The organism is Marinobacter sp. DS40M6, from assembly GCF_028581595.1.
GTDB lineage: Bacteria > Pseudomonadota > Gammaproteobacteria > Pseudomonadales > Oleiphilaceae > Marinobacter > Marinobacter salarius.
Window position 1 is genome coordinate 82,787 of record NZ_JAFCAE010000007.1, and the last position, 25,377, is coordinate 108,163.

Annotated in this window: 26 protein-coding genes and 1 tRNA gene; 14 read left to right on the forward strand and 13 right to left on the reverse strand. The window is 58.2% G+C overall.

Annotation, left to right across the window (positions count from 1 at the left end; translation table 11 throughout):
• Window positions 1–90 precede the first annotated feature (90 nt).
• The 7 genes from JJO78_RS17145 to JJO78_RS17175 all read left to right on the forward strand — a co-directional run bounded on the left by JJO78_RS17145 (window position 91) and on the right by JJO78_RS17175 (window position 7,302).
• A complete protein-coding gene (locus JJO78_RS17145) occupies window positions 91–804 on the forward strand; it encodes a TRAP transporter small permease subunit (RefSeq protein WP_036208727.1) in 714 nt (237 codons plus the stop codon).
• Entirely contained in the window at window positions 801–2,339 is a 1,539-nt protein-coding gene (locus tag JJO78_RS17150) for a TRAP transporter large permease (protein WP_075194363.1), read from the forward strand. Before JJO78_RS17145 ends, JJO78_RS17150 begins: the two co-directional genes overlap by 4 nt.
• Before the next feature lie 19 nt (window positions 2,340–2,358).
• Window positions 2,359–2,784 carry a GlcG/HbpS family heme-binding protein gene (locus JJO78_RS17155; protein ID WP_007153417.1) on the forward strand — a complete coding sequence of 142 codons (426 nt, stop codon included), beginning with the start codon at window positions 2,359–2,361 and terminating at the stop codon, window positions 2,782–2,784.
• Between the two features lie 39 nt (window positions 2,785–2,823).
• On the forward strand, window positions 2,824–4,296 hold the full coding sequence (locus JJO78_RS17160; RefSeq protein ID WP_075194364.1) for an FAD-linked oxidase C-terminal domain-containing protein: 1,473 nt from the start codon (window positions 2,824–2,826) through the stop codon (window positions 4,294–4,296).
• Window positions 4,289–5,353: a glycolate oxidase subunit GlcE gene (glcE, locus tag JJO78_RS17165; protein ID WP_091644236.1), complete on the forward strand. Its 1,065-nt coding sequence runs from the start codon at window positions 4,289–4,291 to the stop codon at window positions 5,351–5,353. Before JJO78_RS17160 ends, glcE begins: the two co-directional genes overlap by 8 nt.
• 196 nt (window positions 5,354–5,549) lie before the next feature.
• Window positions 5,550–6,758, forward strand: a complete 1,209-nt coding sequence (gene glcF / locus JJO78_RS17170; RefSeq protein ID WP_273624226.1) for a glycolate oxidase subunit GlcF — start codon at window positions 5,550–5,552, stop codon at window positions 6,756–6,758.
• A gap of 94 nt (window positions 6,759–6,852) precedes the next feature.
• Window positions 6,853–7,302, forward strand: a complete 450-nt coding sequence (locus JJO78_RS17175) for a DUF4124 domain-containing protein (protein ID WP_151983008.1) — start codon at window positions 6,853–6,855, stop codon at window positions 7,300–7,302.
• A 6-nt stretch (window positions 7,303–7,308) separates the two neighbouring features.
• Here the strand turns inward: JJO78_RS17175 and JJO78_RS17180 are convergent, their stop codons facing one another.
• From JJO78_RS17180 to JJO78_RS17200, 5 genes are all read right to left on the reverse strand, one after another.
• The gene (locus JJO78_RS17180) at window positions 7,309–8,280 is read right to left on the reverse strand and encodes a calcium/sodium antiporter (RefSeq protein WP_151983007.1); all 972 of its coding nucleotides are present in this window, start codon (window positions 8,278–8,280) and stop codon (window positions 7,309–7,311) included.
• Between the two features lie 276 nt (window positions 8,281–8,556).
• Window positions 8,557–8,632: transfer RNA gene (locus tag JJO78_RS17185), tRNA-Phe, on the reverse strand.
• A gap of 106 nt (window positions 8,633–8,738) precedes the next feature.
• Window positions 8,739–9,011 carry an oxidative damage protection protein gene (locus JJO78_RS17190; RefSeq protein ID WP_036208753.1) on the reverse strand — a complete coding sequence of 91 codons (273 nt, stop codon included), beginning with the start codon at window positions 9,009–9,011 and terminating at the stop codon, window positions 8,739–8,741.
• Window positions 9,012–9,063: 52 nt separating this feature from the next.
• Window positions 9,064–10,128, reverse strand: a complete 1,065-nt coding sequence (mutY, locus tag JJO78_RS17195; protein ID WP_151983002.1) for an A/G-specific adenine glycosylase — start codon at window positions 10,126–10,128, stop codon at window positions 9,064–9,066.
• Window positions 10,125–12,326: an AsmA family protein gene (locus tag JJO78_RS17200; protein ID WP_151983001.1), complete on the reverse strand. Its 2,202-nt coding sequence runs from the start codon at window positions 12,324–12,326 to the stop codon at window positions 10,125–10,127. Before JJO78_RS17200 ends, mutY begins: the two co-directional genes overlap by 4 nt.
• 185 nt (window positions 12,327–12,511) lie before the next feature.
• On the opposite strand from JJO78_RS17200, the gene JJO78_RS17205 reads away from it, so the two are divergent.
• The 5 genes from JJO78_RS17205 (at window position 12,512) to hisF (ending at window position 15,885) form a co-directional block, all read left to right on the forward strand.
• Window positions 12,512–12,973 (forward strand): SRPBCC family protein, encoded by a 462-nt coding sequence (locus JJO78_RS17205; protein ID WP_075194381.1) that lies wholly within the window; start codon window positions 12,512–12,514, stop codon window positions 12,971–12,973.
• Window positions 12,974–13,086: 113 nt separating this feature from the next.
• Window positions 13,087–13,680 carry an imidazoleglycerol-phosphate dehydratase HisB gene (gene hisB, locus JJO78_RS17210; RefSeq protein WP_085679165.1) on the forward strand — a complete coding sequence of 198 codons (594 nt, stop codon included), beginning with the start codon at window positions 13,087–13,089 and terminating at the stop codon, window positions 13,678–13,680.
• A gap of 50 nt (window positions 13,681–13,730) precedes the next feature.
• Window positions 13,731–14,372 carry an imidazole glycerol phosphate synthase subunit HisH gene (gene hisH / locus JJO78_RS17215; protein WP_085679168.1) on the forward strand — a complete coding sequence of 214 codons (642 nt, stop codon included), beginning with the start codon at window positions 13,731–13,733 and terminating at the stop codon, window positions 14,370–14,372.
• Window positions 14,366–15,103 (forward strand): 1-(5-phosphoribosyl)-5-[(5-phosphoribosylamino)methylideneamino]imidazole-4-carboxamide isomerase, encoded by a 738-nt coding sequence (hisA, locus tag JJO78_RS17220; RefSeq protein ID WP_036208766.1) that lies wholly within the window; start codon window positions 14,366–14,368, stop codon window positions 15,101–15,103. The genes hisH and hisA overlap by 7 nt, the downstream gene beginning before the upstream one ends.
• Before the next feature lie 8 nt (window positions 15,104–15,111).
• Complete coding sequence (gene hisF, locus JJO78_RS17225; protein ID WP_075194385.1) at window positions 15,112–15,885, forward strand: imidazole glycerol phosphate synthase subunit HisF; 774 nt, start codon at window positions 15,112–15,114, stop codon at window positions 15,883–15,885.
• A 9-nt stretch (window positions 15,886–15,894) separates the two neighbouring features.
• Here hisF and JJO78_RS17230 read toward each other — a convergent pair whose 3' ends face one another.
• From JJO78_RS17230 to gpmM, 4 genes are all read right to left on the reverse strand, one after another.
• Window positions 15,895–16,704, reverse strand: a complete 810-nt coding sequence (locus tag JJO78_RS17230) for a divergent polysaccharide deacetylase family protein (protein WP_151983000.1) — start codon at window positions 16,702–16,704, stop codon at window positions 15,895–15,897.
• Window positions 16,701–18,101, reverse strand: coding sequence for a S41 family peptidase (locus JJO78_RS17235; RefSeq protein ID WP_036208773.1), 1,401 nt, complete (start codon window positions 18,099–18,101; stop codon window positions 16,701–16,703). The genes JJO78_RS17230 and JJO78_RS17235 overlap by 4 nt, the downstream gene beginning before the upstream one ends.
• 104 nt (window positions 18,102–18,205) lie before the next feature.
• Entirely contained in the window at window positions 18,206–19,312 is a 1,107-nt protein-coding gene (locus tag JJO78_RS17240) for a murein hydrolase activator EnvC family protein (RefSeq protein WP_036208774.1), read from the reverse strand.
• Window positions 19,313–19,338: 26 nt separating this feature from the next.
• Window positions 19,339–20,886: a 2,3-bisphosphoglycerate-independent phosphoglycerate mutase gene (gene gpmM / locus JJO78_RS17245; protein ID WP_273624233.1), complete on the reverse strand. Its 1,548-nt coding sequence runs from the start codon at window positions 20,884–20,886 to the stop codon at window positions 19,339–19,341.
• A 161-nt stretch (window positions 20,887–21,047) separates the two neighbouring features.
• On the opposite strand from gpmM, the gene JJO78_RS17250 reads away from it, so the two are divergent.
• Entirely contained in the window at window positions 21,048–21,464 is a 417-nt protein-coding gene (locus JJO78_RS17250) for a rhodanese-like domain-containing protein (protein ID WP_007153393.1), read from the forward strand.
• A 142-nt stretch (window positions 21,465–21,606) separates the two neighbouring features.
• Window positions 21,607–22,107, forward strand: a complete 501-nt coding sequence (gene secB, locus JJO78_RS17255) for a protein-export chaperone SecB (protein ID WP_007153391.1) — start codon at window positions 21,607–21,609, stop codon at window positions 22,105–22,107.
• Window positions 22,108–22,165: 58 nt separating this feature from the next.
• Here secB and JJO78_RS17260 read toward each other — a convergent pair whose 3' ends face one another.
• From JJO78_RS17260 to JJO78_RS17275, 4 genes are all read right to left on the reverse strand, one after another.
• Entirely contained in the window at window positions 22,166–22,912 is a 747-nt protein-coding gene (locus JJO78_RS17260) for a substrate-binding periplasmic protein (RefSeq protein WP_159265596.1), read from the reverse strand.
• The gene (trmL, locus tag JJO78_RS17265) at window positions 22,890–23,354 is read right to left on the reverse strand and encodes a tRNA (uridine(34)/cytosine(34)/5-carboxymethylaminomethyluridine(34)-2'-O)-methyltransferase TrmL (RefSeq protein ID WP_036208783.1); all 465 of its coding nucleotides are present in this window, start codon (window positions 23,352–23,354) and stop codon (window positions 22,890–22,892) included. The genes JJO78_RS17260 and trmL overlap by 23 nt, the downstream gene beginning before the upstream one ends.
• A 7-nt stretch (window positions 23,355–23,361) precedes the next feature.
• Window positions 23,362–24,540, reverse strand: coding sequence for an acetyl-CoA C-acetyltransferase (locus JJO78_RS17270; RefSeq protein WP_036208792.1), 1,179 nt, complete (start codon window positions 24,538–24,540; stop codon window positions 23,362–23,364).
• 90 nt (window positions 24,541–24,630) lie between these two features.
• Window positions 24,631–25,377 carry a pteridine reductase gene (locus JJO78_RS17275; protein WP_085679174.1) on the reverse strand — a complete coding sequence of 249 codons (747 nt, stop codon included), beginning with the start codon at window positions 25,375–25,377 and terminating at the stop codon, window positions 24,631–24,633.

The window sequence follows — 25,377 nt, forward strand, 5'->3', positions numbered from 1 at the left end:
AACCATAATAAACCGATCACGGGGAAGGCAGGGAGTGCGCCGATGGCACGCTCGCTGCCTTCCCCGCTCTGTGATTAAAGGTGATAAAACATGTCTGACCTGAGTGCGTTCGGCTTTGTATTGCCTCACTGGTTCTACTGGGGCTGGCTGGCGGTCATGCCGCTGATCATGATGGCGCTGGACCGTTGGTTGTCCCAACGGGGTGTGAAAGCCATCGACAAAAATGCCGAGGCCAACCAGAAGCTTCAACAGATTGAAGCGGAACTGAAAAAAAGCGTTGATTACAGTGATGCGAGTAACTGGTTCACCAAGGCGGTGGACTGGATCAGCGAGAAATCCGGTGTCTTTATTTCCTTCTGGACCGTGAACGCGGTGGTGTTCTATTTCTTCGAAGTGGTGATGCGCTATCTGTTCAACCAGCCCACCATCTGGGTACACGAGGCCAGTTTTCTACTGTTCGGCATGCAGTATCTGATGGCGGGTGCGTTTGCATTGCTTCACGGTGCCCATGTGCGGGTTGACGTGGTTTACAACTTCCTGCCACTTCGGGGCCGCGTGGGCATGGATATTTTCACGTCCATGTTCTTCTTCATGTTCGCGATTGCGTTGATGATTACCTCCTGGACCTTCCTTGAGAACTCTTATTCCATGGACGAACGAACCGTTGAGACATGGGGCATTCAGTACTGGCCGGTGAAGGGCGTTATGCTCCTCGGGTCGACGCTGCTGTTCCTGGCGGGCCTGTCCAAACTGCTCAAGGACATCACTATCTTCATTAAACTCGGCCGGGAGCAACACGCATGAGCACAGAAACCATGACCAACCAGGGCACGGGTTCGCTGATCGGCAAGCTCGGCACCTGGCTGATGATCATCGCCACGATTGCCCTTGCTTTTGTCGTGTTGGTGGAAGTCATCAATATCCTGTTTTATGACCCCTGGAGCGACGAAAAATTCCTGTTCAAGCTCTCCGGCCTGCTGTCGGATGTGAAGATTGGTCCGCTGACCTACATCATGTTTGGCTCCCTGGCGGTGCTGTTGATGATGGGGCTGCCGCTGGCCTTTGTGACCGGTGGCCTGGGCGTGGCGTTTATCTATCTGGTGGGCGACTCGATGATGCTGAACATCATCCCCAGTCGAATCTTCCCGATGATGACCAACTCGGACCTTGCAGCGATCCCCCTGTTCATCTTCATGGCCTCCATGCTGGAACGGGCCGGCCTGATCGAAGAGATGTTCAACGTGGTCTACAAGTGGATGGGCGGCCTGGGTGGCGGCCTGGCCATTGCCACCATACTGGCCTCCACGATTCTGGCCGCCATGGTCGGGGTTATTGGTGCGGCCGTGGTGACCATGGGCATTATTGCGCTACCGGCGATGCTCAAACGCGGGTACGACCAGAAGATCGCGTTGGGCTCGATCATGGCCGGGGGCACACTGGGCATCCTGATCCCGCCTTCCATCCTGGCGATCCTTTATGCGGTTGTGGCGCAGCAGTCAGTAGGTGAGTTGTACCTGGGCTCAGTGATTCCGGGGCTGATTCTGGCTGGCCTGTACGTGATTTATGTGGGTACCCGCGCGTGGCTCAATCCGGAACTCGGGCCGCCAGTGCCGGAGGAAGAGCGGATTGGCCTCAAGGAAAAACTCCTGCTGCTGAAAGACCTGATCGCCCCACTGGTACTGGTATTCCTGGTGCTGGGCTTGCTGTTTGGCGGTGTTGCGACTCCCGTTGAGGCGGCCGGTATCGGTTCTTTCGGGGCGATCCTGGTGGCCATGAAACACAAGGTATTCTCTGTCGCCACACTGCGTGATGCGTCGGTCACCACCGCCAAGGCTTCGGCGATGGTGCTGTGGATCATGTTTGGTGCATCGGTGTTTGTCGGGTTCTACATCCTGCAGGGTGGTCAGGACTTCATTACCGAAACCATCCTCGGTATTGGTCTGTCGCCCTACGCCGTTCTGCTGTTGTTGATGGTGTTGCTGGTGGTGCTGGGCATGTTCCTCGACTGGGTGGGTATTCTGCTGCTGGCTGTGCCCATTTTCATTCCGATTGTCGAGGCGCTGGAATTCCCTGGCCTGCTGGGTTTCCCGGCCGTGCCCGGTGAAGACGTGGTGCTGTGGTTTGGTGTGCTCTATCTGGTGAACATGCAGATGTCGTTCCTGAGCCCGCCGTTCGGCTACGCACTCTTCTACATTCGGGGCGTGTGTCCGCCGGACATCACCATGGGCACAATCTTCAAGTCGTCACTGGTATTTCTTGCTATTCAGGCATTCGGTTTGTTTATCTGTGTGCTCATTCCGGGCGTCGTTACCTGGCTGCCCAATCTGGTTTATGGCTAATAAAGAGGAGTAATTGCTCATGTTGACGGTTAAACGACTTGATCTGGCGGATGCCAGAATACTCATCGAAGGCGCGGCGGAGAAGGCGCGCGAGATTGGCGTACCTATGTGCATCGCCATCACCGACGAGTCCGGCAATTTGATCGCGTTCGAACGCATGGACGGCGGCAAGATCACCAGCGTGACCATTGCCCAGGACAAGTCCTTCACCGCATCAGCGGCGAAAAAGGCGACACACGATTACAACGCCGTGAACGTACCCGGCAAGCTGGCTTTCGGCATTCATACCGAAGTGGGTGGGCGTATCAGTTCTGTCGGTGGTGGCCTGCCGGTGATGGTCGATGGCGAGGTTGTTGGCGGTATCGGTATCAGCTCTGGCACCCCCCAACAGGATATGGACTGTGCCCAGGCAGGGATTGATCACTTTGAAACCAAACGCGGTTGATGGCTGTCTCACTGAAAGCCATGACTCCCAGAGAATGATATGAACAGCAAACCGAAAATCAGCGCAGCGGAGCTGGCAGAACAGTTCCGTGCGTTCATAGACCCGGACTTCGTCATTACCGATGACGAAACCATGAAGCCCTATGAATGCGACGGTATGTCGATGTACTGCGAGATGCCGATGCTCGTGGTGCTACCGGAGACCGCCGAACAGGTGCAACGGGTGATGCGCATCTGCAACGAGCACGAAGTGCCCGTTGTGGCCCGTGGTGCCGGAACCGGCCTGAGTGCCGGTGCCATGCCGCACAAGGAAGGCGTGGTGTTGTCGCTGGCCAAGTTCAACCGCATCCTGGACATCGATCCGTTGGCGCGAACGGCCTTACTGCAACCGGGTGTGCGTAACCTGGCGATCAGCGAGGAGGTTGCCCAGTACGGTCTCTATTACGGGCCGGATCCTTCCTCCCAGATTGCCTGTACCATTGGCGGCAACGTGGCGGAAAACTCCGGCGGCGTGCATTGCCTGAAATACGGTTTGACCGTTCACAACATTCTCAGCGTGGAAATGATCACCGCCGAGGGAGACCGGGTGACCGTCGGCAACGACGCTCTGGACGCCTGTGGAATGGATCTGCTGGCGTTGATGACCGGCTCTGAAGGGTTGCTGGGCATCGTCACCAAAGTGAAAGTAAAACTGCTGCCGAAACCGGAGATAGCCCAGGTGGTGATGGCCGGCTTCGACAGTGTGCAGAAAGCCGGCGATGCCGTCGGCGGAATTATCTCCCATGGCATCATCCCCGGCGGCCTGGAAATGATGGATGGTCATGCGATTATCGCGGCTGACGATTTTGCCCAGGCAGGTTACCCGCGCGAGGCGAAAGCATTGCTTCTGTGCGAGGTGGACGGCACCGAGGAAGAAGTCCATGAACACATCGAACAGGCGGAGAATGTGTTCCGAAAACTGGGCGCTACCTCGGTCAAAACCTCCCAGAGCGAAGAGGAGAGGGCGCTGCTCTGGAAAGGCCGTAAATCGGCCTTCCCGGCAGTGGGTCGTATCTCGCCGGATTACTACTGCATGGACGGCACCATTCCGCGTCGGCATCTGGCGCACGTGTTGCTGGAAATGGAGAGAATGTCCGAAGAATTCGGCCTGCGGGTAGCCAACGTATTCCACGCCGGCGACGGCAACCTGCACCCGCTGATCCTGTTTGATGCCAACGTGCCCGGCGAATTTGAGCGCACTGAGGCCTTTGGCAGCAGCATTCTCAACCTTTGCGTGGAAGTGGGGGGCTGCATCACCGGTGAACACGGCGTGGGTGTGGAAAAAATCCGCCAGATGGCCGTGCAGTTCAACGACGAGGAACTGCAGCAGTTCCACGACGTCAAAGCGGCGTTCGACCCGGCTGGTATTCTCAACCCTGGCAAGGGCGTTCCCGCCCTGCGTTTCTGTCAGGAATACCGCTCGCTCGAGCACAAACAACACAAGCACGACACGGTGGACGCGGCGCATGGCTGATCTGTCTCAAAAGCTGCAGGAGCAGGTTCTCCAGGCCCGCAAGACGGGCCAGAAACTGAATATCGAAGGCGGTGGCACGAAGGCCTTCATGGGGCGGGCCGCCGACGCCGATGCAGGCTCTCTGAACATGGGCGAGCACACAGGCATCGTTGAATACCATCCTGTGGAACTGATATTGACCGCACGTGCCGGCACCACCCTTGCGGAAATCGAAGCCACCCTGGCCGAAGAAGGCCAGTGCCTGCACTTCGAACCGCCCAGGTTTGGTGATGGTTCCACGCTCGGAGGCACGCTCGCGTGCAATCTCTCCGGCCCCGCACGGCCCTGGTCCGGCTCGGTACGGGACCAGGTGCTGGGCATCCGCCTGCTCAACGGCAAAGGTGAACACCTGCGCTTTGGCGGCCAGGTAATGAAAAACGTGGCCGGCTACGACACCTCCCGGCTACAGGCCGGTGCCATGGGCACATTGGGTGCGATCACCGAGATCAGCCTCAAAGTCATGCCCAAACCGGCGATGTCTCTCACCCTGGTGCAGGACGTGGCGATGGACGAAGTCATCCACTACATGAACAGCCGCGCCAAAGAGCCCAAGCCCATCACCGGTGCTGCCTGGGTGGACGGCAAAGTCTATCTGCGCCTCGCTGGCGCCAAATCCGCCGTGGAGGCCACCGCCGAAAAGTGGTCCGGTGAAGTCATGGAGCAGGGTGACCAGTTCTGGCAACAGCTACAACACATGCAGCACGAATTCTTTGCCGGTGATGAACCGCTTTGGCGCTTCTCCGTCGGCTCCACCGCCGAAAACCCGGACCTCGACGGCCCCTGGCTGATCGACTGGGCTGGCTCCCAGCGCTGGTATCGGGGCGAAGCCGACATCGCCAAACTGGAAACCATGGCGCAACGCGCCGGCGGCCAGGTAAGCCTGTTCCGCGGCGGGGATCGCACCGATGAGGTAATGCACCACCAGCCGAGGGCGCTAAAAGAAATTCAGCAACGGCTGAAAAAGTCGTTTGATCCCGACGGTATTTTTAACCCGGGCCGACTTTATAGCTGGTTGTAACAATCAGCTCCGGTATCTCACAGGAAACTGAGCGGGCCTTCTGAGATGCCGGGGAAGTGAGTGGTGGCCCCTTTTCTGAAACTGTACGGAGCCATGGATGGCGGAGTCCAAGCGTCACATGGATGTGCCGAAGGAGCGTGTTTCAGAAAAGGGGTTACCGCTCACTTGTGCTCCAAATCAAAAAAGCAGGTAAACAATGCAAACCAATTTAGTCCAACAATTCGCCAACACCCCAGAAGGCCAGGAAGCCGAATCCATCCTGCGTGCCTGCGTACATTGCGGCTTCTGCACCGCCACCTGCCCAACGTACCAGGAACTGAACGACGAACGCGACGGCCCCCGCGGCCGCATCTACCTGATGAAAATGTTCCTGGAAGGCGAAGAAGTCACCGAAAAATCCCGTGAACACCTCGACCGCTGCCTCACCTGCCGCAGCTGTGAAACCACCTGTCCTTCCGGTGTGAAATACGGCCGCCTGGTCGACATCAGCCGAGGCCTGATGGAACAGGAAATGCCACGGCCACCCAAAGAGCGCTGGATACGCTGGTCGCTGGCCCGGGTACTTCCCAACCGTCGACTGTTCGGCTTCCTGCTACGCATGGGCCAACTGTTCCGCCCGGTACTGCCATCCGTATTGCGCATCAAAGTACCGCCCAGAAAAAAGGCCAGCCCCTGGCCGGCTGCCAGCCACGACCGCATTGTGCTGGCCCTTGCCGGTTGTGTTCAGCCCTCCGCCACGCCGAACACCAACGCCGCTGCCGCCCGGGTGCTTTACAAACTGGGTGTCACCATGGTGGAAGCTCCGGAAGCCGGATGCTGCGGTGCGGTGAACCATCACCTCTCGGAACATGATCAAGCGCTCAACGCCATGCGCCGCAACATCGACGCCTGGTGGCCCGCCATCGAAGCTGGCGCCGAGGCCATCATCATGACTGCTTCCGGTTGCGGGGCGATGGTTCAGGAGTACGGCCACCTGTTAAAGGATGATCCGATGTACGCCGCCAAGGCGCAGAAAGTCAGCGACATGACTGTCGACCTGGGCGCTTTCCTGCTCACACAGGACCTGGAAAAACTGAAGGTGCCCCAGGGTGCCGGCAAGGTTGCTTTCCATTGCCCCTGCACCCTGCAACACGCCATGCAGCAGAACGGCGTGGTAGACCAGGTATTGCGCAGGGCCGGCATTGATCTGGCTGAAACCAAGGAGAAGCATCTGTGCTGCGGCTCCGCCGGCACCTACTCCATTCTCCAGCCCAAGCTAAGCCAGCGCTTGCTGAACAACAAGCTCAAGGCGCTGACTGTAGACAATCCTGACCGCATCGTCACCGCCAACATTGGTTGTCAGATGCATCTGGAAACCAAGGCCCAGGTGCCGGTTCAGCACTGGATCGAACTACTGGATGCGTGATCTGTGGGCCAGCCGTCATACTGGCCCTCTCACTCGCACGCGGTTTTGTTTATAATGCCCGCGCCGACACACAAACCACAGGGAGTGGAAACCAATGCCATGGAGGCAGGTCGCAGTCTTTGTATTGCTCGTTATCCCCGCCATCTCATCAGCCCAAAAAATGTACACCTGGGTTGATGAACAGGGGGTTGCTCACTTTACCGACATAAAGCCCGGTGTACGCGAACACAAACGCGTTGAGCTGAGGACGCCCTCGCTGATTCCCATGCGGGAGAACATCACCCGGGGCAAGCGGGTTAGCACCATCAACCAGCAGGTGAATCGTAGCCTGGAAGCGGGCAGCGGTGGCGGGCGAACGTTATCCGACAAACAGGAAGCCCGCGAGCGTGAGCGTAAGAACGCCCGCTGTAAGGAGTATCGGGAAAAGCTGGACCGCATCCAGAAGCAACTGCGGGCCGGGTACTCCAACGACCAGGGCAACCGCCTGCGGCGACAGCGCCGGGAAGTCAGCCAGAAACTCTCGCGGGAGTGCCTGCTTGGCTAGGCCCGGTCAGGACGTGAACGTGGTTGAGATCAGGTAGACGGTGTAGCCTACGAAACAGGCGAGCAGAAGTCCGCCCTCCAACCGGTTAATCCGTCCCGGCCCGCGAAAGCCATAGCCCAGTATAAACAGCGACAGAGTCAGCGCTGACATCACCGCGATATCCCGGTAGAACACCTCTGGTGCCACCGCCATCGGGCTGATGGTGCCGGCAATGCCCACAACCGCCAGGGTGTTGAACAGGTTGGAGCCGAGAATGTTGCCAAGGGCAATGTCATGCTCACCCTTGCGCGCCGCGATAACCGACGACGCCAGTTCAGGCAGGGAAGTTCCTACCGCCACAATGGTCAGCCCGATGATCAGGTCGCTTACGCCAAAGCCAAGCGCCAACTCAACGGCGCCCCAGACCAGAATCCGCGAGCTCACGATCAGCAGCAACAGGCCCGCAATCAGCCACAGCACCGCGTTGCGAAGCGGCATGGAGCGGTGGCTCATTTCTTCCGCAACCTCCGTGCCCAGGGCATCGTTTTTCTGCGTCATACCCTGGCGGATGGACCAGGCCAGCAACAGGAGAAACACACCCAGTAGCGCCAGCGCATCCACAAACGTCAGCTCACCGTCCCACACCTGCCAGGCTGCCAGTGCCGTCACAGCGGTGAGTATAGGCAGCTCCTTGCGCATCACCTGCGAGTGAACCGTAATCGGGCTGATCAACGCCGTAATACCCAGGATCAGGGCGATGTTGGTGATGTTTGAGCCATAGGCGTTACCCAGTGCCAATCCCGGATTCCCCTGAGTGGCGGAAAGGGCAGACACCACCATCTCCGGCGCCGATGTACCAAAACCAACCACCACCATGCCGATCAACAGCGGTGGCATGCCAAAGTATCCGGCCGTGGCCGCAGAACCCTCAACAAACTTGCCGGCGCTCCACACCAGAACGGTGAGGCCGATGGCGATAGCCAGAAACGAAAGAAGCATGGACGGTTCCCTGAAAAATGGCGCTGTTGGCAGTGGTGTTAATGATGTATGTCATTCTGGTTTCAGAGAATGTTAGACGCAAATATGAGCGTTGTTATCTCAGCAGTTATGCGGATGGAGCGGTAGAGGATAAAAGCAGGTATTTTCCCGTGTGTGGCAACACGCATTCGGGTTCGGCGAGAAAAAGGCACCGGTCTCGTTTAAGCCGGCGGAGCAAAAGTAGGGCGGCAGAAACAACAAAGCCCGCACAATGGCGGGCTTTGTCAGAATTCTTAATGGTGCCCGGAGGCGGAATCGAACCACCGACACGGGGATTTTCAATCCCCTGCTCTACCGACTGAGCTATCCGGGCGTGTTGCGGTGCTGCTGCAACGGGGCGCTATTAAACCGGTTTAGGTTGCCTGAGTCAAGGCCGTTCCGGGAAAATTTTGATAGGCGCTTCCACAAGTTGGGTGCGCCTACTTTTCTGGCGGTACATAGCCCTCAGCCTTGTCGAACGGCTCGTTGTTGAAGAAGCGTTCCATCTGCGCCTGCAGGTACTTGCGGGTGTTGGGATCCATCAGGCTCAGGTGTTTTTCGTTGATGAGCATAGTTTGCTGGGCCTGCCACTCTTCCCAGGCTTTCTTGCTGACGTTTTCGTAGATGTCTTCGCCTTTCTTGCCGGGCATGGGGGGGAAGTCCAGCCCTTCGAGTTCTTCCTGGTATTTGCGACAGAATACGGTGCGGCTCATGTCTGCTCCTGTTTGGAGGTGGTGTTGCTGAATCTGCTGGGATGATAACAGATCAAAGCAAGAGGGTTTGTTCCGGCGCGGTCAGCAGTGTGCGAATGGGGGCCGGCAGGCCGAGGGTAAGGGCCTGGTCCCGGTGGACCCATTTGTAGCTGTCCCGATCATTGATGTGAGCGGGGCTTTGTACGGTGAGCCGTGCCGGCTGGATATGAAGGTGGTAATGGCTGAAGGTGTGCCGAAAGCCGCTGGTAAGTTCCGGTTCGCCACAGTGGAAGCCGAAGGCCTGTTCGCAGGCGTCTGGCAGTTCTTCCGGGCCGTAGGCCGGGTCCAGTTCCGGCAGGCTCCAGAGGCCGCCCCAGATGCCGCTGGGAGGCCTGCGTTCCAGCAGGATACGACCTTGGTGATCTTCCAGTATCACCATCCAGGTGGTTTTTTCGGGCTTGGCTTTCTTCGGCTTTGAGTCGGGGTAGAGGCTGGTTTCGTTGTTGGCATAGGCGTCGCACCCGTTCTGTAGTGGGCAGCTGTCGCACGCTGGACGGCTACGGGTGCAGACCATGGCGCCCAGATCCATGATGGCCTGGGTGTAGTCGCGGATGCGTGCATCGGGCGTGTGTTCTTCAGCGCGCTCCCAAAGTTGGTTGAGCACGTCGGTTTTACCCGGCCAGCCGGGGATGGCGTGGTAGCGGGCCAGTACCCGTTTCACGTTGCCGTCCAATATGGCTGCCCGTTGCTGGAAGGCCTGGGCAAGGATGGCCGCCGCGGTGGAGCGGCCAATGCCGGGCAGGGCCTGGAGTTGTTCCAGGTTGCCGGGAAACTCGCCTCCGTGCTCGTTGGCCACCTGTTGCGCCGCTTTCTGGAGATTGCGGGCGCGGGCGTAGTACCCAAGGCCGGACCAATGGCTGAGCACGTCATCCACCGGTGCAGAAGCGAGCGCTTTCACGTCTGGAAAGCGCTGCATAAAGGCTTCGAAGTAGGGAATAACAGTGGTCACCTGGGTTTGCTGCAGCATGATTTCCGAAACCCACACGCGGTATGGGTTCCGGTCATGATGCCAGGGCAGGTCGTGCCTGCCGTTTTCGTCGTACCAGGCGAGAAGCTTTTGGGCAAAACCGTCGTTCATTGACCGAACAGGCCCTTGAGGGCGTCTTTCACCTTTTCGCCACTCTCTTCACCCAGCTTCTCTTTCAGTTTTTCGGAGACTTTGTCTTCCGCTTTGGATTTGGCTTCGTCCACTTTTTCGCGCGCCTTGGTTTTGGCAGCGTTGGCGGCAATGGTCTTCAGGGTGTCGCGGAAGCGTGAGCCGTCGAAGGAGCAGAGGCCGGCCGGGTCTTCCGCGAAGTCGCCGCGGCACTCAACCGGGATCACCACGTTCTCCACGTATTCGGTCACTCGGCAAGCTTCGTCCCGGTGGATCTCGCCCACGATCCGCAGGCCAACTTCGTAATCCAAGTCGGAAGCAGCCAGGTCCACCGTGCCGTCGCCTTCCAGTCTCATGCCGGCGAGGGCAGCCACAAGGTCCGTGTTGTTCAGGGTGTTGCCGTCAATCATGAGGGTGCCCTTCATGTCGTTGAACGGCGTGCTGGTACCCCAGTCTGATGTAGAGAGGCTTTCCTGGTTGGCCAGTGCAATGCCCTGGCACGCCATGCGCGTGAGGTTCATGCGGGTGAACTCACCCTCGGCCAGGTTGAAGTTGATGTCGCCTTTGGCGTTGCTACGCAGGGCGGAAATGCGATTGCCTGTGGTATTCACATCCACGGACAGGTTGGCGCCACCGGCAAGCATGTCCACTTCGGCAAGGTCGGTCAGCAGTGGCAACGTCTGTACGTTGTTGACCTTGGAACCGATGCTCCACTTCGGATTGTCGGTGCGGGCATCCAGGGTCACTTTGGCGCCGAAGGAGCCTTCGTACAGTTTGCCGCTGAAGTCCTGCACTTCCAGCACACCATTGCGTGCGGTGATCACCGATTTGATTTCCTTGATGGTGAGATTGCTGACGATCAGTTCGCCCAGCCCGAGATTGATATCCAGCGCTAGCGAACGGAGTGTGTCCAGGGGCAGCAAGTCGCCTTCTTCCGCCGGGGCGCCACCACCTTGCGGGGCTTCCTCGGCGGCGGCATCGGTTTGTTCCTCACTGGCAGGCGGCAGATAGCGGTCGGCATTGATCGCGTCGCCCTGGAGGTTCAGGCCAATACCGCTGTTGGCCAGGGCGTAACTGGCATTGCCCTGGAAGGTGGTGTCGTCCAGGCTGATGGTCAGGTCGCTGAGTTCCAAGGTGCCGGCGGGGCCACCGATGTTGGTGGAGAAAGCGACGGCCTTCATGACGTCAGGGTCTTCTGTTTCGATGGCGGGTTGGCCAAGGGCCGCCAGAAGCGCTTTGAGGGAAAATTCGTCAATGCTGAGACTGCCTTCGAGTTTCGGCTTGTCGCCGAAGCCGTTCACCGTCAGGTCTGTGTTGAGCGTCAGGTCGGCCAGGCTGGCGGTAAAGCCATTAAGCGTGGCGGTTTCGTTTTCCAGATTGGCTTCCAGGGAGCCAGCTATTTCGGCGCGAACGGATTCGCCGCCAAAAGGCTCGCCGTTCATGTCGAAGATGGCTTCCAGGTCGGACACGCCAAATTCGTTTAACGCTTCATTGGCGGCCAGGCGGGCACTGATGTCGCCCTGAACTTCAAACTGCGGCTGGTTGGTGGCGAAGCGGAACGAGACGTCCAATGGGAAGCTTGAACCCAGGGTGATCTCGCTGGCGTTTACGGTGAAATCTTCCAGGGTAAATGCCTGGCCCGTGCCCTTGTCTTCGTAATGAACGCGGGCGTTGCTGATTTCCACGCTCTCCACGTTGAAGTTCAAGGGCTCGCTGGCGCCGCTGCTCTCTGGCTGTTCTTCAGCGGTTTCGGCTGGCGCGGCGGGTTCTTCCTGCTGCGGCTGTTCTTCCCCTTCCGGCATGATGCGGGTCCAGTTACCGGTGCCGTTGGCATCAACGGACAGGTTGGCGTCCAGCCCGCTCAACAGGAAGGTATCCACCCGGGGCGACATGGTTATCAGGGACCAGAAGCTGACCTGCGCCACCAGTTGGTCAAGCTTGACCAGGCGTTCGTCTTCCAGGGTGGCCTCAACGTCGTTCAGTTCCAGGCCTAGTGGGATGAAAGACCAGCCAATATCCCCGGCCAGTATCAGGTCCAGATTGGTCTTACTCTCGACCACTTTCTCAATCTGTGGCTTGTAGGTGTTTGGGTCAATAACGGCGACCGCGATAGCGACGGCGGCAACGGCAAGAATGAGCAGGCCAACGATGGCAAGAGCCACATAGCGAACAGCTTTCATGATTTTGGCGTCCTTCCGTTAATTCGTGTCCGGTAACTGGGCTTGTGATTAGCCCAAGGATAACCCAGGGGTAACAAAATAAAAGCCTGAGTGTATGACAATACGTTAGTGATCAGCCAAAATAGGCACCTTATTTCTACACAACGATATAAAGCGCGTCTTACAACGATAAAAAGGAGCAAACAGTGGCTATTACTGTCTCTATTGAGCTTAACCGGGAACTGGATCTGCCCGCCGGATATGACGAAGTATTCGAGCTGCTGGCGGACGTGCCCGCATCGGCAAGCCATTTCCCCAAGGTGCATAACCTGGTGGATCTGGGTGACAACGCCTATCGCTGGGAAATGGAAAAGGTGGGCGTGGACAAGCATGCCATCCAGTCTGTATACGCGTGCAAGTACTTCGCGGACAAGGACAACGGCAGGATTACCTGGGAGCCGGTGAAAGGCGAGGGTAACGGTGTGGTAAAAGGCTCCTGGACTCTCAAGAAGAAAGACGACAGCACTACTTCGGTGAAATTCCAGACCAGCGCCGAGTTGACCGTTCCGCTGCCGAGCCTGTTGAAACTGGCCATCAGCCCCGTGATCAAGCACGAGTTCAACAGCCTGGTCGATACCTACATGAGTAACCTCAAAAAAGCGTTCTGATGGTCGTCGCTATCAAGGCTATAAAGGCCATTGCGGGACGCGGGGAATCATAAAAGGTATAATGCGCACAGACACTTTTCCGGCATGTGCCGACTGATGACTTTGGAGTCCCCATGGCCGAACGCAAGGCTCGGGTAGAAAGAAATACCCTGGAAACACAGATCACCGTCGAGATCGATCTCGACGGCACCGGCAAGTCCAGCTTCGACACGGGCGTGCCTTTCCTTGAGCACATGATGGATCAGATTGCCCGCCACGGGCTGGTGGACCTGAACATTGTCTCGAAGGGCGATCTGCACATTGATGACCACCACACGGTGGAAGATATTGGTATCACCCTGGGCCAGGCCTTCAAGCAGGCGGTTGGCGACAAGAAGGGCATCCGTCGTTACGGCCATTCCTACGTGCCGCTTGACGAAGCACTGTCCCGCGTGGTGATTGACCTGTCTGGTCGTCCCGGCCTGATGATGGATGTGCCCTATACCCGTGGTGCTGTAGGAGGCTTCGACGTCGACCTGTTCGAGGAGTTCTTCCACGGCTTTGTGAACCACTCCATGGTCACCCTGCACATCGATAACCTGAAAGGTAAGAACACCCACCACCAGATCGAAACCGTGTTCAAGGCCTTCGGTCGTGCCCTGCGCATGGCCATTGAAATGGACGAGCGAATGGCGGGTATTACCCCGTCCACCAAGGGGTCGCTGTAAGCGGCCCTGGGCTCAACTAAAGAACCACGATTCAGGAAGTTTCTCTTCGCATGAAAACCGTTGCCATTATCGACTACGGCATGGGTAACCTTCATTCCGTCAGCAAAGCGGTGGAGCACGTTGCACCGGACACCCGTGTTCTGGTCACCGACAACGCCGAGCAGATCCGCAGCGCGGACCGGGTGATCCTCCCTGGCGTGGGCGCCATCCGCGACTGCATGGCGGAAATCCGCCGCCTGGGAATTGATGAGTTGGTGCGGGAAGTCTCCGCTGACCGTCCGTTGCTCGGCATTTGCGTAGGCATGCAGGCGCTGATGTCCCGCAGCGAGGAAAACGGCTGGGTGGATTGTATCGACCTGTTCCAGTCGGAGGTGCGCTTCTTCGGTGACAATCTCACCGAGAACGGCGAACGTCTGAAAGTGCCTCATATGGGCTGGAACGAAGTGCACCAGACCATGGATCACCCGCTTTGGCACGATATTCCCGACGGCGACCGCTTCTATTTCGTGCACAGCTACTACGCTGAAGCCGAGGGCAACCCGGATATTGCCGGCCGTACCCATTACGGCGTTGACCTGGCTGCAGCAGTAGCGAGAGATAACATCTTTGCGGTGCAGTTCCACCCTGAAAAAAGCGCTCGGGCGGGGCTGCAGTTACTGAAAAACTTTACCAACTGGACTGGAACATGCTGATCATCCCGGCCATAGATCTTAAAGACGGCAAATGCGTAAGACTGCGCCAGGGCCGTATGGACGACTCCACCGTTTTCGGTGACGATCCTGTTGATATGGCAACCCGCTGGGTGGATGCTGGCGCCCGCCGCCTGCATCTGGTGGACCTGAATGGCGCCTTCGCCGGTGAACCCGTCAACGGCGAAATCGTCCAGGCCATCGCTCGCAAATACCCGGATTTGCCCATCCAGATTGGCGGCGGTATTCGTTCGGCGGAAACCATCGAGGCCTATCTGAAAGCCGGCGTACAGTGGGTCATTATTGGTACCAAGGCGGTGAAAGAACCGGAATTCGTTACCGAGATGTGCAAGCGCTTTCCCGGCCACATTATCGTGGGCCTGGACGCCAAAGACGGCCGCGTTGCCACTGACGGCTGGGCGGAAGTGTCTGAAGTCATGGCGACCGACCTGGCGAAACGTTTTGCCAACGACGGTGTCGAGTCCATTGTTTACACCGACATCAGCCGCGACGGCATGATGCAGGGCGTGAACGTGGAAGCCACCGCGGCACTGGCGGAAGAAGGCGGCATCCCCGTGATCGCTTCTGGAGGCGTTACCAACATGGACGATCTCAAGCGCCTTGCTACCGTGGCTGACAAGGGCATCCTCGGTGCGATTACCGGCCGAGCCATCTATGAAGGCACCCTGGATGTGGCCGAGGCCCAGGCCTTCTGCGACAGCCTGAAGGGGTAGCACGAATTATGGCTCTGGCAAAACGCATTATTCCCTGCCTGGATGTCGATAAAGGCCGCGTTGTAAAAGGCGTGAACTTCGTCGATATCCGCGATGCTGGTGACCCGGTGGAAGTGGCCCGCAAGTACAACGAACAGGGCGCCGACGAAATCACCTTCCTGGACATCACCGCCAGTCACGAAAGCCGCGATACCACCTATGAAACTGTGGAGCGCATGGCGGCTGAAGTGTTTATCCCGCTGACGGTGGGTGGCGGCGTGCGCACCGTTGAGGACATCCGCAAGCTCCTGAATGCAGGCGCGGACAAGGTGTCAATCAATACTGCGGCGGTATTCAATCCGGACTTCGTGCGTGAGGCCGCCGACCGTTTTGGCAGTCAGTGTATCGTTGTCGCCATTGATGCCAAGCGTGTCAGTGGTGAAGGAGAGGAGCCCCGGTGGGAGATTTTCACCCACGGTGGGCGCAAGCCGACAGGGCTGGATGCGGTTGAGTGGGCTCGCAAGATGACCGCGATGGGTGCCGGCGAGTTGCTGCTGACCAGCATGGACCGGGACGGCACCAAAATCGGATTCGACCTGGGGCTGACCCGTGCCATCAGCGACGCTGTATCGGTGCCGGTCATTGCTTCAGGGGGAGTGGGCGAGCTGCAGCATCTGGCAGACGGTGTGACCGAAGGTCGCGCGGATGCCGTGCTGGCGGCGTCCATCTTTCACTTCGGTCAGCATACGATTCCCGAAGCAAAGGCATTTATGAAGGCCCAGGGGATTGTGGTGCGGGATTGAGGTCGGGCCTCATTCCTGCTTCGCCAGCGCGGGCCGAATCGCCCGCTTTTCCCCTTCCGCAAACATTGGCCGGTTGCCATTCCTCATCGCCCATACGCCGCTGACGGTCGCTACGGCAATTCCCTGCTCGTCCAGCTCTGGCAGACGTTTCTCTAGATAGTCCACCGTTACCTTGTGAGGATGGCCAATGCCGATGGCGCTGCCGTTTTCCTTTGCCCGCTTGATAAGAAGCTCGAACTGCTGATTCACGAATTCCTCGGTTTGCTCGTGATCCAGGAACACGTCGCGGGTGAGGGTGGGTATGCGGTAAGCGGCTGCGACTTCGCCCGCAATGGAGGAAGCGATGGTGCGGCTGTCCACGAAATAGACCGGGTAGTGATCGAGTTCAGACATCACCCAGTCCATCGGCTGAAGTTGTTGAGTTAGCAGGCTGCCCATATGGTTGTTCACGCCCTGCACATGGGGAATGGACTGGAGCGCTCGCCGCAAGGTAGTGGCTATGCTGTTCTGGTCCATATCCGGGTTCAGGCCGCCGGGCCCAAGGCCGATGTTACGGGTATTGGCCATTGGCGCATGCAGCATGATTTCCTTGTGCTTTTGGTGGGCCAACTCCGCCAGTCTGGTGGTGTATCTGCGGTAGGGCAGGAAAGCCAGGGTGATGGGCTGATCCAGGGCGATCAGTCGCTCACCTTCCACCAGGTTATGTCCCATGTCATCGATGATGATGGCGATAGTGGGCGGGAGTTGCCCCTCATGCTCCCCGGCAACAACCGGGGAGGTGGTCAAAAGGGCGGCAATCAGTGTTGCTAGAACTTTCAATCCGCGCTTTCCTGTGTCGGCTTGTTACGCTTGTTGAGAATGCTCATGCCTTTCAGCAGGTTCAGTGCAGAGCGTAGCTGGAAGTCCTTGTTCGCCGGCGACGTGCTTTGTGCGTCCTCCTGCTTTTGCGGTTCTTCCTGCTGCCCCTCATCCTGCCCCTCAAGGTGGCCGCTGAGATCCGCCTCGGTAAAGAACGGCTGACTGTCGAGCTCAGTCAGCTGCGCCGGCTTCACTTCAATATCCGGTTTGATCCCCTTGGCCTGGATGGAGCGCCCATCCGGGGTGTAATAGCGGGCGGTGGTCATCTTGATGGCGTGAGTCTCATCCAGGGGGATGACAGTTTGCACGCTGCCTTTGCCGAACGACTGGGTGCCCATGACCACGGCACGCTGGTGATCCTGAAGCGCGCCCGCAAGAATCTCGGATGCAGAGGCTGAACCGCCGTTAATCAGAACGACAATGGGCGTATCCGGCATCACATCTCCGGGTTTGGCATTGAAGCGCAGGCGCGAGCTCTGGATGCGGCCTTCCGTGTAGACGATCAAGCCGCTATCCAGCAGGGCATCGGCCGCTTCAACCGCCGCCTGGAGAATGCCGCCGGGGTTGTTGCGCAGGTCGATCACCAGGCCGTCCAGGTCGCTGCCATGTTCTTTCTCCAGGGCTTCCAGTGCCTTGGTGAACTGAGTGCCGGTATCCGCCTGGAACTGGGTTATGCGGACGTAGCCATAGCCGTTCTCGATGATGCGGGATTTGATGCTGGTGACCTTGATGATGTCGCGTTTCACATCAATCTCGATCGGCGCTGATTCTCCCTCACGCATAATGGTCAGGGTGAGGACGGTTCCTGGCTTGCCGCGCATCAGTTTAACGGCTTCTTCCAGCGACATGCCTTTCACCGGCTGGTCACCCAGTTTGATGATCAGGTCGCCCGCCTGTACACCGGCCTTCTGAGCAGGGGTGTCATCGATGGGAGAGATAACTTTTACGAAGCCATCTTCCATGCCTACTTCGATGCCCAGGCCGCCAAACTCGCCGGAGGTGCTCTCTTCGAGCTGTTCGTAGTCTTTCGGGGCCAGATAGGTGGAGTGCGGGTCCAGGTCAGATAACATGCCTTTGATCGCGCTTTCGAGGAGCTGGCGGTCGTCCACCTCTTCCACATAGGCATCCTTGATTCGGCCAAACACTTCAGCGAATTTGCGAAGGTCGTCCAGTGGCAGCTGTTCTTCCGGATCAGGCAGCTGTATTTCCACCTGCTCACCGTGCTGGATGCCTTCCAGCAGGCGTCGGGTTTCTTCATCGGCTTCCTGGGCATGAATAAGGCCGGGCAGAACGGTTAAGCAGGTGGCAAGGGCGAGTGCGCGTGTGCTGGCGTGGTGTAGACTTCTTACCCGTCTCATTCACATGTCCTGTGTTAATCCGATGACTGGTTGTTCCCAAGTATTGCCGGACAGTATGGCGTTACCGGGCTGATTTGTCAGCCTTTGGGGTAGCGTGAACCCGTTCAGCGGTTGCCGAGCCAGCGTCGGGGATTGTCCGGTTTTCCATTGTGGCGGACCTCAAAATACACCGCGGGGTCATTGGTCCCGCCGGTTCGGCCAGCCTGGGCAATTGCCTCGCCCGCTTCAACCCAGTCTCCGGGGCTGGTGAACAGACTACTGCTGTGGCCGTAGAGCGTCATGTAGCCGTCGCCGTGGTCGAGGATGGTGATCAGGCCAAACCCGCGCAGCCAGTTGGCGAAAACAACGCGGCCATAGTGAACGGCTTTTACGTCGCCTTCCTCGGCGGTGTTGATCAGCAGTCCGTTGTGCTTGAGTTTTCCGCTGGCGTAGCTGTCTCCGAAGTTGCGAACGATTTTGCCTTCCGCCGGCCACGGCAGTTTGTTCTTGAGTGATCCGAACGGATCTGACTCATTGGGCGTGGGGATGTTGGCGATGGCCTCTTCGACCTCCCGCAGCAGTTTTTCCAGGCGCTTGCGATCCTCTTCCAGTTCCTCGCGTTCGCTCAGTCGATTGCTGATGTCGGTTTTCAGGGCCGCCAGGGTCTGTTCCCGTTCCTTTTTGCTGCTGCTCAGCTTTTGTTGGCGGTCGGCGACATTCTCTTCCAGTTCTGCCAGCCGCATCCGCCCGGCCTTGACCTGCTTCTGCGTTTCTTTCAATTGCCGGAGATTGGCAGCGAACGCCTCGAGGCGGTCAATGGTGTCCCGGCTGAGGTACTCGTAGTAGGTCATCGTGCGGGCGACCTTGTCCGGGTCGATCTCGTTGAGCAGGACTTTGACGGCGGGCGCGTCGCCTTCCATCCAGGCGGCGCGGATCTGTTTCTTCAGGCTGTCGCGCTGGCTTTCCAGCACGCGGGTGAGTTCGGTCTCTTCCTTGCCGAGCTCGGTCAGGCGCAGTTGCTGTTCCCGTGCCTGTTGGCGGAGCTCCCGGCGTTCGCGGGTGAGCCGGCCTATTTCCTGTTCGAGCCCGGAGAGCTGTTGCTCCAGCGAGGAACGGTCTTCCTCGGCGTCGGCAAGCCACTCATCAATATCGGCAATCTCTTCCTTGAGATCTTCTATCTGGCCAGGTGTGACCTGTTGCTCCGCCAGTGCTGGCGTGACGACTGCAAGCATCGCCACCGCCAGCCAAAGACGCAGAATCAACCGATCTCCACCAGGCTGTGCCCGGTCATTTCAGCCGGTTGTTCCAGGCTCATCAGGCTCAGCAGGGTGGGCGCCACGTCGCTGAGGCTACCGTCGTCCCTGAGGTTGACCTTGCGTGGGCCAACGTAGATAAGCGGCACGGGGCCGATCGTGTGGGCCGTGTGTACCTGGCCGGAATTGGGGTCGGTCATCTGTTCGCAGTTGCCGTGGTCAGCGGTGATCAATGCTTCACCACCCACTTCCTGCAAGGCTTCGGTAATACGGGCTACGCACTGGTCGATGCATTCCACGGCCTTGATGGCGGCATCCAGCTTGCCGGTGTGGCCCACCATGTCGCCATTGGCATAGTTACAGACAACCAGGTCGTATTTCCCGCTCTTGATCGCCTCGACCAGCTTGTCAGTGACCTCGGGCGCACTCATTTCCGGTTGCAGGTCGTAAGTCGCCACTTTGGGCGAAGGAACCAGGATTCGGTCCTCACCTTCAAACGGTGTTTCGAGACCGCCGTTAAAGAAGAAGGTAACGTGTGCGTACTTCTCGGTTTCGGAAATCCGCAGCTGGGTTTTGCCGAGGTTGGCCACATACTCGCCCAGACCATTGGTCAACTGCTCCGGGGGATAAGCGCACGAGGTGTTAATGTCGGCTGCGTACTCGGTCAGCATGACGAAGTCAGCCAGTTCCGGATGCTTGCGACGTTCAAAACCGTCGAAGTCCTTTTCCACGAAGCAGCGTGTCATCTCGCGGGCGCGATCAGCGCGGAAATTCATGAATATAACGGTGTCACCGTCGTTGATGGTGCCTTCGTTATCGCCGCTGGCCATGATACGGGTGGCCTTTACAAACTCGTCGTTCTCGCCGCGCTCGTAGGCTTGCTCCAGCGCGGACACCGGATCAGCTGAAGTGAATTCTGCTTCGCCCAGGGTCATAACGTTGTAGGCTTCTTCCACGCGGTCCCAGCGATTGTCGCGGTCCATGGCGTAGTAGCGGCCAACAATGGAGGCTACCCGGCCCACGCCCAAGTGCTTGAGTTTGGTGGCAGCTTTTTCCAGTGACGCTTTTGCACTGCGGGGAGGCATGTCGCGGCCATCGAGGAAGGCGTGGATATAGACTTCCTTTGCGCCGCGCTTGGCTGCCATTTCAGCGGCCGCCAGTACGTGGTCTTCATGGCTGTGAACGCCGCCGGGGGAAAGCAGGCCCATCAGGTGCACAGCACGGTTGCTGCTAACGGCTTTATCAATGGCGGCGCAAAGTACGGAATTTTCCGTAAAACTACCTTCTTCTACATCTTTGTCGATGCGTGTCAGGCTCTGATAAACCACCCGGCCAGCGCCCAGGTTCATGTGCCCAACCTCGGAATTACCCATCTGTCCCTGGGGCAGGCCGACAAACATGCCGGAGGTGTTGATGAGTGTTTTCGGCTGATTTTCCCAGAGCTTATCCCAACACGGGGTGTTGGCATTGCTGATGGCGTTGTCTTCAGCCGGGTCACGGTGGCCCCAGCCATCAAGAATGATCAGTGCGGTAGGCTTACGCGTGGCAGTCATCACTTAATCCGATGGTAGTTTGGTAAATTTACTAAAACGAACATTGATTCTAAACATTTTCGCACCCTCCGGCCAGTGGCGTCACCTTCGGCCTGGTCACCTTCTGTCCTTGGGGAAGGGTGTGTATAATCCCGCCACAAACTATTCAGCAAGGTGTTTTCATGGAAAGGGTGTTCGAGTTCGCGGTTAACCATTACATTCTGGTATCTCTGTTTGTCGCTTTCCTGCTGGCCATATTGGTGCTCGAGTCTCGCCGTGGCGGCAAGAAAATCTCTGCGCAGGGAGCCGTGAATCTGATTAACCGCGACGAAGCTGTCGTCGTCGATATCCGTGATCGCAAGGATTTTAACGAGGGCCGGATAACCGGTTCAATCAATATTCCCCTTAATAGTATCAAAAGTCGTGCGTCGGAACTGAAGAAGTTCAAGGACAAGCAGATTATTGTGGCTGACAAGATGGGGCAGCATTCCGCCATGGCGGTCAAGCAGTTGAATGCGGAAGGCTACGCCAATGTGGTTCGCCTCAACGGTGGCGTTGCGGACTGGAAGGGCAGCAATCTGCCGTTGGTGAAGAAGTAACGGCCCTGCCAGGCCTTGAACTGAACGGTAAACTGTCGCACTGTTTCACATCGGCCGGCGGAGCCAGGCATTACACTGTTCCGGCAGCACTGATATAACAACGGGCCCTGGTTGCCCCTTATCGAGAATGAAAGGATTGAACATGGCTGAAAATGAGCAGGCCGCAGCAGGCAACGAAAACCAGAATCAACCACAGTTCGCGCTCCAGCGTATCTATGTGAAGGATCTGTCGTTCGAGTCGCCGAATTCCCCGACGGTTTTTCAGGACCAGTGGAAACCCCAGGTTAATCTGGATCTGAACACCTCCCACAACAAGATCAGCGATAACCAGTACGAAGTGGTCCTGTCTCTGACTGTGACCGCGAAAGTCGATGAAAAAGTGGCTTACATCGTCGAGATTCAGCAGGCGGGCGTTTTCCTGGTGAAAGGTATTGAAGGCCCGCAGCTTGGCCAGATGCTGGGTGCCTATTGCCCCAACATCCTGTTCCCCTACGCTCGGGAAGCCATTGACGGCGTGGTCGGTCGGGGTAGCTTCCCGGCGCTGATGCTGGCACCGGTTAACTTTGATGCCATCTACGCACAGGCATTGAAGCGCAAGCAGGAAGAGGCGTCAGGGGAAGCGAAGGAAGAGCAGACTCACTGATACGCTGCCGTCACAAGCGCCAGAAAACCCCGCCAACGGTTCAGGTTCGCGGGGTTTTTTATTGGGCGGTTTCCTGCCCGATACCGTCACTGATTATCTGGTCGATCTCGCCGGATGCCTTCATGGACTCCAGCGCCCGGGACAGGCAAGGGATATCGTCTTTTCGGGATTCATGAACCCAGTGATAGAGGGGGGCTTGCAGCAGTGGCTCGCCAATGGACAGGTTTAGGTTCTTGCGTTTGGCGGCCAGGGCGTCCCACTCCAGGGTCAGTGCCACGTCGATACGGCCTCGTTCGAGCAGATCGATCAATTGAAAGGTGTCGCTGGTGGCTACCTGTGTCGCATCCTCGGGCAGCACCCGCGCGATCATTCGATAGCCATTGAGGAAACCAATCCGTTTTCCCTTCAAAGAGGCCTTTGAATCGCCGGCCTTGCCGTTGAGAGCCACCGAAACCAGGCGTGCCTCCTGGATAGGCGTCGCCAGCGGTAGCAACGGAGCATTGTCATTGACGGCCATCGGGATTCGGGCAAGCTCGCCGTCTGACTGGCCTTTCTCTGCCATAAGCACGGCCCGTGCGGCCGGGACATCCAGATATCTTATGTCCAGCCCGCAGCTGTCATAGAGCTTTCTGATGATCTGTTTGCCAAGGACCACAGACACTTCTGACGTTGTCGAGGGCGTGGTGATAACACGGGTAGCCTGCGTATTATTATTGGGCCAGGCGTTGCTGGTAGTCAGCATGAGCAAAACGGCAATAATGGGCCATCCGCTGTGGCGAGGGTTACTGCGACCCTTCAAATCCAAATTGCCTCCACGCTTCATAAACCACCAGTGCTACCGTGTTGGATAGGTTAAGGCTGCGACTTTCCGGTCGCATGGGCACTCTCAGGCGATGGTGCTCCGGCATCGCCTCTCGGATGTCCTGTGGCAGCCCGCGGGTTTCGGGGCCGAACATCAGATAGTCACCATTCTGGTATTCGACATCATGATAGCCGCGGCTACCTTTGGTGGTCAGCCCGAAAAGCCTTGAAGGTTGCTCACTCTCCAAAAAGGCCTGGTAGTCGGAGTGTACCGTTACCGTTGCGTATTCACTGTAATCCAGGCCTGCCCTGCGCATCTGTTTGTCTTCCAGGGTAAAACCCAGGGGTTCAATCAGATGCAGCCGGCAGCCGGTGTTGGCGCAGAGCCGGATGATATTGCCGGTATTCGGCGGTATCTCCGGCTCGAACAGCACCACGTTCAACATCCTGTGATCAACGCTCCACGGCGAGGGCAACACCCATGCCGCCGCCAATGCACAGGGTGGCAAGCCCCTTCTTTGCATCCCGGCGAGCCATCTCGTGCAGCAGGCTGACCAGGATCCGGCAACCGGAAGCCCCGATTGGATGGCCCAGTGCGATAGCACCACCGTTCACATTGACCTTCGCGGTATCCCATCCCAGGTCCCGATTAACGGAAATGGCCTGGGCGGCGAAGGCTTCGTTCGCTTCCACCAGATCCAGATCGTCCACCGACCAACCGGCCAGTTTCAGGCAGCGCTGGCTAGCAGGGATCGGGCCGGTGCCCATAATGGCCGGGTCGACACCGGCATTGGCATGAGCCCTGATAGTGGCCAGAGGCTCAAGTCCAAGTTCCTTGGCCTTGTCGGCGCTGCACACGATGACGGCCGCCGCGCCGTCGTTAAGGGAAGACGCATTGCCGGCGGTGACGGTTCCATCCTTTTTGAACGCGCCACGAAGCTTGCCCAGGCTGTCCGCGGTTACGCCAGCGCGCGGGTTCTCGTCCGTGTTGACGATCAGTGGTTCGCCCTTGCGCTGAGGAATAGTGATGGGAACAATCTGGCTTTCGAAGTAGCCAGCGTCGATCGCGGCGGCCGCCTTCTGTTGGGACGCAGCAGCAAACTCATCCTGCTCTTCACGGGTGATGCCGTACTTCTCCACGATGTTTTCTGCGGTGACGCCCATGTGGTAGTCGTTAAAGGCGTCCCAAAGGCCATCGGAAATCATGGTGTCCACCATGTTCCAGTTACCCATGCGTTGGCCGTTGCGGCTGTTGGGCAGCACGTGGGGAGCCTGGCTCATGCTCTCCTGACCACCGGCAATCATCAGCTCGGCATCGCCGCAGCGAATGGCCTGGACCGCCATGTGCACCGCCTTCAGTCCCGAGCCACATACCTTGTTGATCGTCATTGCCGGTACAGAGGCGGGGATGCCGGCGTTGATGGACGCCTGGCGTGCCGGATTCTGTCCGCAACCGGCCGTCAGAACCTGGCCAAGGACCACTTCGTTGACCTGATCGGCAGCAACGCCGGTTTCTTCAAGCAGGGCTTTGATAACGGCGCTGCCCAGCTTATCGGCACTCAGGCTGGACAGCCCGCCGCCGAAGCTGCCGACGGCGGTACGTTTGGCGGCTACGATAACTACATCACGCATGGAGTCTCTCCGGTTTGCACGCAGATTTTAAAAGCTGGCTTCATTGTATCGGAAAGCGAGAGTGGGCCAAAGCAGGCAACTGCGATGGTTTTACATATTGAGGCTGCGTCCGCCATCCACCGCGAGGATCTGGCCGGTGACAAACGGGGCGTCGCACAGCAGGAAGGCGATGGCGCCAGCAATGTCCTCCGGCTTGCCGGTGCGGGCCAGGGGCGTCTTGGCCAGTATACTTTGCTGGTAACCTTCGTCGATCGCCGCGTCACCCTCTGGCCAAAGGATCGCGCCTGGTGAAACCCCATTTACACGTACCTCCGGTGCCAGGTCCTTCGCCCAGGACAGGGTCAGTGAAGCGAGCCCGGACTTGCTGGCGCAGTATAGTGGATGGTCGGCCAGCGGCCGTTGGCTGTAGATGTCGATAAGATTCACGATGGCGCCCTGTGACAGTTTCAACGCTGGCAGGCAGGCCTGGCCGAGAAAAAAAGGCGCCCGCAGGTTGGTGTTCATGATCGCGTCCCAGTCACCTGGGCTGGCGTCCTGTGTAGGGTTCGGGTAGAACACCGAGGCATTGTTCACCAGGCCATCAAGTCGACCCCAGGTGGAAACTGCCTTGCGGGCCAGCAGTTCTGTCTGATCCGGGGCGGCAAGATCGGCCTGGATGGCAACCGCCGATTTCTGTCGGATGCTGTTGAGCTCGTCACGAAGGGCGTTTGCGTCCGCCTCCCGCGAACGGTAATGAATGACCAGGTTCCAGCCGCGTTGGTGGAGATGTCTGGCGGTATGGGCGCCAAGCCGATGCGCTGCGCCGGTAATGAGCACTACAGGTGTTGAGGATGCCAT

Excerpts from the sequence above, each read along its gene's own strand:
- JJO78_RS17145 (WP_036208727.1), top strand. The coding sequence starts at position 91 with ATGTCTGACCTGAGTGCGTTCGGCTTTGTATTGCCTCACTGGTTCTAC.
- JJO78_RS17150 (WP_075194363.1), top strand. The coding sequence starts at position 801 with ATGAGCACAGAAACCATGACCAACCAGGGCACGGGTTCGCTGATCGGC.
- JJO78_RS17155 (WP_007153417.1), top strand. The coding sequence starts at position 2,359 with ATGTTGACGGTTAAACGACTTGATCTGGCGGATGCCAGAATACTCATC.
- JJO78_RS17160 (WP_075194364.1), top strand. The coding sequence starts at position 2,824 with ATGAACAGCAAACCGAAAATCAGCGCAGCGGAGCTGGCAGAACAGTTC.
- glcE (WP_091644236.1), top strand. The coding sequence starts at position 4,289 with ATGGCTGATCTGTCTCAAAAGCTGCAGGAGCAGGTTCTCCAGGCCCGC.
- glcF (WP_273624226.1), top strand. The coding sequence starts at position 5,550 with ATGCAAACCAATTTAGTCCAACAATTCGCCAACACCCCAGAAGGCCAG.
- JJO78_RS17175 (WP_151983008.1), top strand. The coding sequence starts at position 6,853 with ATGCCATGGAGGCAGGTCGCAGTCTTTGTATTGCTCGTTATCCCCGCC.
- JJO78_RS17180 (WP_151983007.1), bottom strand. The coding sequence starts at position 8,280 with ATGCTTCTTTCGTTTCTGGCTATCGCCATCGGCCTCACCGTTCTGGTG.
- JJO78_RS17190 (WP_036208753.1), bottom strand. The coding sequence starts at position 9,011 with ATGAGCCGCACCGTATTCTGTCGCAAATACCAGGAAGAACTCGAAGGG.
- mutY (WP_151983002.1), bottom strand. The coding sequence starts at position 10,128 with ATGAACGACGGTTTTGCCCAAAAGCTTCTCGCCTGGTACGACGAAAAC.
- JJO78_RS17200 (WP_151983001.1), bottom strand. The coding sequence starts at position 12,326 with ATGAAAGCTGTTCGCTATGTGGCTCTTGCCATCGTTGGCCTGCTCATT.
- hisB (WP_085679165.1), top strand. The coding sequence starts at position 13,087 with ATGGCCGAACGCAAGGCTCGGGTAGAAAGAAATACCCTGGAAACACAG.
- hisH (WP_085679168.1), top strand. The coding sequence starts at position 13,731 with ATGAAAACCGTTGCCATTATCGACTACGGCATGGGTAACCTTCATTCC.
- hisA (WP_036208766.1), top strand. The coding sequence starts at position 14,366 with ATGCTGATCATCCCGGCCATAGATCTTAAAGACGGCAAATGCGTAAGA.
- hisF (WP_075194385.1), top strand. The coding sequence starts at position 15,112 with ATGGCTCTGGCAAAACGCATTATTCCCTGCCTGGATGTCGATAAAGGC.
- JJO78_RS17235 (WP_036208773.1), bottom strand. The coding sequence starts at position 18,101 with ATGAGACGGGTAAGAAGTCTACACCACGCCAGCACACGCGCACTCGCC.
- JJO78_RS17240 (WP_036208774.1), bottom strand. The coding sequence starts at position 19,312 with ATGCTTGCAGTCGTCACGCCAGCACTGGCGGAGCAACAGGTCACACCT.
- gpmM (WP_273624233.1), bottom strand. The coding sequence starts at position 20,886 with ATGACTGCCACGCGTAAGCCTACCGCACTGATCATTCTTGATGGCTGG.
- JJO78_RS17250 (WP_007153393.1), top strand. The coding sequence starts at position 21,048 with ATGGAAAGGGTGTTCGAGTTCGCGGTTAACCATTACATTCTGGTATCT.
- secB (WP_007153391.1), top strand. The coding sequence starts at position 21,607 with ATGGCTGAAAATGAGCAGGCCGCAGCAGGCAACGAAAACCAGAATCAA.
- trmL (WP_036208783.1), bottom strand. The coding sequence starts at position 23,354 with ATGTTGAACGTGGTGCTGTTCGAGCCGGAGATACCGCCGAATACCGGC.
- JJO78_RS17270 (WP_036208792.1), bottom strand. The coding sequence starts at position 24,540 with ATGCGTGATGTAGTTATCGTAGCCGCCAAACGTACCGCCGTCGGCAGC.
- JJO78_RS17275 (WP_085679174.1), bottom strand. The coding sequence starts at position 25,377 with ATGGCATCCTCAACACCTGTAGTGCTCATTACCGGCGCAGCGCATCGG.